The sequence below is a fragment of the Lactobacillus amylolyticus DSM 11664 genome, from assembly GCF_000178475.1.
GTDB classification, from domain to species: Bacteria; Bacillota; Bacilli; order Lactobacillales; family Lactobacillaceae; genus Lactobacillus; species Lactobacillus amylolyticus.
Genome location: NZ_ADNY01000012.1, coordinates 1 through 5,128, shown reverse-complemented (window position 1 = coordinate 5,128; position 5,128 = coordinate 1). Strand labels below are relative to the sequence as shown.

Annotated in this window: 8 protein-coding genes; all 8 read left to right on the top strand. The window is 38.8% G+C overall.

Annotated elements, in window-relative coordinates; genetic code table 11:
- On the top strand, positions 1-1,673 hold a 1,673-nt coding region (dnaX, locus tag HMPREF0493_RS01435), incomplete at its 5' end, for a DNA polymerase III subunit gamma/tau (RefSeq protein WP_006351470.1).
- Between the two features lie 31 nt (positions 1,674-1,704).
- On the top strand, positions 1,705-2,034 hold the full coding sequence (locus tag HMPREF0493_RS01430; protein WP_006351469.1) for a YbaB/EbfC family nucleoid-associated protein: 330 nt from the start codon (positions 1,705-1,707) through the stop codon (positions 2,032-2,034).
- Positions 2,035-2,634: a recombination mediator RecR gene (gene recR / locus HMPREF0493_RS01425; RefSeq protein ID WP_006351468.1), complete on the top strand. Its 600-nt coding sequence runs from the start codon at positions 2,035-2,037 to the stop codon at positions 2,632-2,634.
- The gene (locus HMPREF0493_RS01420) at positions 2,634-2,873 is read left to right on the top strand and encodes a YaaL family protein (RefSeq protein WP_006351467.1); all 240 of its coding nucleotides are present in this window, start codon (positions 2,634-2,636) and stop codon (positions 2,871-2,873) included. The genes recR and HMPREF0493_RS01420 overlap by 1 nt, the downstream gene beginning before the upstream one ends.
- A 101-nt stretch (positions 2,874-2,974) precedes the next feature.
- On the top strand, positions 2,975-3,613 hold the full coding sequence (gene tmk / locus HMPREF0493_RS01415) for a dTMP kinase (protein WP_040456853.1): 639 nt from the start codon (positions 2,975-2,977) through the stop codon (positions 3,611-3,613).
- Between the two features lie 12 nt (positions 3,614-3,625).
- Positions 3,626-3,946, top strand: a complete 321-nt coding sequence (locus HMPREF0493_RS01410; protein ID WP_006351465.1) for a cyclic-di-AMP receptor — start codon at positions 3,626-3,628, stop codon at positions 3,944-3,946.
- Positions 3,947-4,807, top strand: coding sequence for a DNA polymerase III subunit delta (locus HMPREF0493_RS01405; RefSeq protein WP_006351464.1), 861 nt, complete (start codon positions 3,947-3,949; stop codon positions 4,805-4,807).
- Between the two features lie 12 nt (positions 4,808-4,819).
- Positions 4,820-5,128: DNA replication initiation control protein YabA (gene yabA / locus HMPREF0493_RS01400; RefSeq protein WP_040456857.1), on the top strand; the 309-nt coding region annotated here is incomplete at its 3' end.

Below are 5,128 nucleotides of genomic sequence, written 5' to 3'. Positions count from 1 at the left end.
CGGGTAAAACTTCGTGTGCCAAAATTTTTGCTAAAGCACTGAATTGTACCAATCTCCAAGATGGTGAACCTTGCAATGAATGTGAAAATTGTAAGGCGGCTGATGCCGGATCAATGCCGGATATTATGGAAATCGATGCCGCATCTAACAACGGCGTTGATGAGATCCGCGATATTCGTGATAAGGTAAAATATGCACCAACTCAAGGAAAATACAAAGTTTATATCATCGACGAAGTTCATATGCTTTCAATGGGTGCATTTAATGCTTTATTGAAAACTTTGGAAGAGCCACCAGAGCATGTCGTTTTCATTTTAGCGACAACGGAATTGCAAAAAGTTCCGGCAACTGTTATTTCGCGGACGCAACGCTACAATTTTAAACGAATTTCAAAAGCAGATCTTGAACAGAGGATGAAATATATTCTTGATCAAGAAAAAATCAAATATGATGAAAAAGCACTAGCTGTGATTGCCCAAGTTGCTGATGGTGGGATGCGGGATGCACTTAGTATTTTGGATCAGTTGCTCAGTTATGAAAAAGGCTCCGTCAATTATGACAATGCACTGAAAATTACTGGTTTTGCGGCTCGTGAAAATATTGAAAAAATTTTGCTGGCTTTGTTAAGTGAAGATGCTGGTGCAGCCTTAAAAGAAACCCAATCTGCTTTAGCGGACGGTGCTAGTTCCAAAAATATTTTAGATGAGCTCATTGATCTGGCCACTAACAGTTTGATGATTAGCAAGGCCAATGGGGCCGTTGATGACAATAGTTTTTTAACCAAAGATTTTAGTCAAAAAATCAGCCAAATCCCAAGTGCACGCTACTTTCGTCTAATTACATTGGCTAATAACGCTTTGAATGATTTGCGTTATACCAATCAGCAACAGATTCCACTTGAAGTATTTTTGGTAGAAGCAAGTCAGAAAGAAGAGCCTCAAACACAGGTAGCTACTCAATCCGCTAACCAACCAGCTCCTGCTAATAATGATTTGCAAGCTGAAATTGCGGCACTTAAGAAGCAGGTTGTTGATTTAACGCAGCAGGTTAATAATCTTACCCAGTCACCGAAGACTTTTGACAAAGATCATGTCTTTCATTTGGATTCGACCAAGAAAAATAATAAGCCGCAACAAACGCGAGCTGAAGCCGCAGAAACTAAGGCAAAAAAGAAGCCAGTTAAGCGAATTAAAGAAAGCGATCAGCAAAATCGCAAGCGTGTTTATCAGGTTCTTGAGAATGCTACTCGTGAAGATCTTACTCGAATCAAGAATGTCTGGCCGGATTTGCAGTCAGTATTGGCTGTTTCTGAACGTGCATTGCTGGACGTGCTTGAACCAGTTGCTGCCAGTCCCGAGCAAGTAGTAATGAAATGCAAGTATGCTCTATGGTTTGAAAAGGCTAGTTCGGACAGTGACTTGCTTGATAAGTTAACTGGCTATATTGAAAAATTTGCCAAACATTCTTATGGTATTGTATTAGTGCCAGATAATGATTGGCTTGAAGTCAGAAAAGAATTTGTGCAAAGTCACAAAGAAGAGCTGTTGGCTAAGAAAAAAAAGAAGATTGAAGCAATTCAAGAAGAAAAAAATGACGCTCAGTCAGAGGCTGATTCCAAGATAATCGATAAAGCTAAAGATTTATTTGGCGACGCGGTTCATATTAAGGATTAAAATAAAAGAAAAACAAAGAAGGAGAACAAAAATGAGTAGAAGACCTAATTTTGGTGGTATGGGTGGCATGAATATGCAACAAATGATGAAGCAAGCTAAGAAGCTTCAAGCCCAAATGCAAGAAGAGCAAGAAAATATCACAGCTCAAGAATTTACTGGCAAATCTGCAGATGATATGGTTGTTGCAACTTTTAGCGGTGATCGCAAGTTAAAAAAATTAAAGATTGATAAAGAAGCAATTGATCCTGATGACCCAGATATGTTGCAAGATTTGGTCATTGACGCAGTTAACAAAGGACTTTCTGCAATTGATGAAGCTACTCAAGCAAGTTTGGGCAAATATACGAAAGGCCTGATGTAATTGCAATATCCATTACCAATTGCTCATTTGATTGATTCCTACATGAAGTTGCCGGGAATCGGTGAAAAAACAGCTACTCGCTTAGCTTTTTATACGTTGGATATGCCTGAACAGGATGTGCAAGAATTCGCCAAATCATTGACGGAAGTCAAACAGGATTTGCATCAATGTTCAATTTGTGGCAATATCACGGAACAGGATCCATGTGCGATTTGCTCGAATCCGGAACGTGACCAAACAACGATTATGGTTGTTGAGCAGCCAAAAGATGTAATGGCTTTTGAAGAAATGGGCGAATATAACGGCTTATATCACGTCCTTCATGGTGTCTTGTCACCGATGGATGGAGTAGGTCCAGAAGAGATTAATATTAAGTCGCTGATTACTCGTCTTCAAAAGCAGGATCAAGTCAAAGAAGTAATTTTAGCGCTTAACTCAACTCCAGAAGGTGAATCAACTGCAATGTACATTAGCAAATTGATTAAACCGGCTGGAATTAAAGTTACCCGTCTGGCAGCTGGATTAGCTGTCGGCAGCGATATTGAATACGCTAATTCAATTACTTTAAAACGTGCTGTACAAGGGAGAACATCATTATAATGGCTAAAAGAAAAAGAGATAAGATCAAAGAAGAGGGCGACCAAAAGTTGATCACTCTCGTTGAAAAATTGCAAAATCAAATTGCTTTGCAACAAGATTTAGATCAAACTACTTTAGATTTGTCAGATGATAATGTGGTTGCTAGCGAAATCCTGCGCGCTAAGTACAGCTTTTTGTATAGCGAGGCACGTTATCGTCATACAAGATTTAGTGGTATCACAAATGCTATTACGCAATAAAAGTTTGCCCGTTGGGCAAGCTTTTTATTTTTTCCTTTAATCAAATACTGGGACTGTAATTCCAAAGCTAACTCCTGTAAAATAAAGGCATGGAGGATTTTATGAAAGGTTATTTTATTAGTCTTGAAGGTCCCGATGGTGCGGGAAAAAGCAGTGTATTAGAGCAGGTTTTGAATGAAATCGGACCACAATTGAATACACAATATCTTGTGACTAGAGAACCAGGTGGTTCACGAATTGCAGAAAAGATTCGGCAAATCATTTTGGATCCTGCCAATGTAAAAATGGATGATCGTACCGAAGCACTTTTGTATGCTGCAGCGCGAAGCCAACATGTGGAAGAAATTGTACGGCCAGCTTTGGCAGCAGGCAAAGTTGTCTTTTCAGATCGTTTTGTCGATAGTTCTTTAGCATATCAAGGTGCCGGTCGTGATCTTGGCATTGACCAAGTTAAGCAAATTAATGAGTTTGCAACAGGAGGAATAGAACCAGACTTAACACTGTTTTTTGATCTCGATCCTAAAATTGGCTTAGCCCGAATTCAAAAACTGCGTCCTGATCAGGAAGATCGCTTGGAACAAGAAAAACTAGCCTTTCATGAAAAGGTTTATGCTGGTTATCAAAAAATTGCTCGCCAGAATCCTGACAGAATTGTAAAAATTGATGCTAGTCAGCCGTTTGATCAAGTGGAAGCTGAAACAATTGCTATTATTAAAAAACGGCTGCCTGATCTTTTTTAAAGGAATGATTATATGAAATTAGTAATTGCCATAGTTCAAAAAGAAGATTCCAATAAATTGCAGCACGCTTTTATTAAGGCAAATATTCGTGCGACTAAATTGGCAACAACCGGTGGTTTTTTAAGCGAAGGAAATACCACTTTCTTAATCGGAACACCAGATGATCAAGTGGAGCAGGTTTTGGATGTTATCAAATCTAAATCTGAGGCCAGAGAAGAATATGTTCAGCCTAATTTAATTCCTAACGGCATGGACATAAGTATTCCAGTTAAAGTAACAGTTGGCGGAGCAACTTGCTTTGTCGTAAATGTAGATGAGTTTAAACGATTTTAAATGGTAGATCTAAAAAACATTGGCCAAAAGCAAGCGACCTTTTTACGCGAAGCTTATCGAAAAAAGCAGCTTGCTCACAGCTATTTATTTGTGGATAAAGATGAAACGCGTGCATTAAATACTGCATATTGGTTGGCATGTTTATTTAATTGTACTGGTGAAAAAAAGCCCGATAGCACTTGCCGCAACTGTAAGCAGATTTTATCAGGCAACCATCCTGACGTTTTGCTTGTTCAAACTGAAGGAAAACAAACTTTGAGTATCGACCAGATTCGTCCGTTAAAGGAAGAACTGGCAAAAAGTTCGGTTGAGAGCACCTGTCGCTTTTTCTTCATAAATGAAGCACAAAAATTAACTTTGCCAGCAGCTAATGCTTTGCTTAATTTGCTTGAAGAGCCCATCGCACCAGTAGTTTCAATTTTGATCACAAATAATGCGGATCAAATATTGCCAACAGTGCGTTCAAGAACGCAGATCATTAACTTTAATGAGGGCGAAGAGGTTCATGGTAAAACTGCCATTCTTTTAGACAATGGTTTTACCAATGAAGAAATTGAAGAGTTAGGCGATACGACCAAGCTTGATCAAGAAGTGAAGTATTTTTATCAAGAAATGCTTGAACGCAGCAGTCTTGCCTTAGTGAGTGCACATAAATTAGCAGATGAAGCTAAGACAGTCACTTATCAGCATTATATTTTGCTGCGGCTCAAGATTATGGCCCAGCAGGATTTGCAAAGCGAAAGCAGAAGATTGGCTGGTACACGTATGCTAAAATGGCTGATGGAAGTTGATAAAATGCGGTTCAGTAACGTGAATTTTCGCAATTCATTAGATTATCTTGCTTTACAGTGGAAACGGTAGGTGTTGAAAAGAATGGATCCATATTCCAAGCTGCAGCAGCTCCACGATTCAATGGAAAAAATGACCAAAACCATTGAAAGCCTTGAAAATGATATGTTGGATACGCTGAAGGAAAACACAGAACTAAAAGTTGAAAATCAGCTTTTACGTGAAAAACTAGATAAATTGACAGCCAAACGTGGCGAACCAGTTGCAAAAACGCAAAGTGGACTTGAATCATTAAAGCAAATTTATAATTCAGGTTACCATATTTGCAATATGTACTATGGCTCTCACCGTGACCCTAGTTCGGACTGCATGTTTTGTTTAGATATTCTAGAT

What these genes read in the sequence shown, in the direction of transcription:
- HMPREF0493_RS01430 (WP_006351469.1), top strand. Translation starts at nt 1,705, where the DNA reads ATGAGTAGAAGACCTAATTTTGGTGGTATGGGTGGCATGAATATGCAA.
- HMPREF0493_RS01420 (WP_006351467.1), top strand. Translation starts at nt 2,634, where the DNA reads ATGGCTAAAAGAAAAAGAGATAAGATCAAAGAAGAGGGCGACCAAAAG.
- tmk (WP_040456853.1), top strand. Translation starts at nt 2,975, where the DNA reads ATGAAAGGTTATTTTATTAGTCTTGAAGGTCCCGATGGTGCGGGAAAA.
- HMPREF0493_RS01410 (WP_006351465.1), top strand. Translation starts at nt 3,626, where the DNA reads ATGAAATTAGTAATTGCCATAGTTCAAAAAGAAGATTCCAATAAATTG.
- HMPREF0493_RS01405 (WP_006351464.1), top strand. Translation starts at nt 3,947, where the DNA reads ATGGTAGATCTAAAAAACATTGGCCAAAAGCAAGCGACCTTTTTACGC.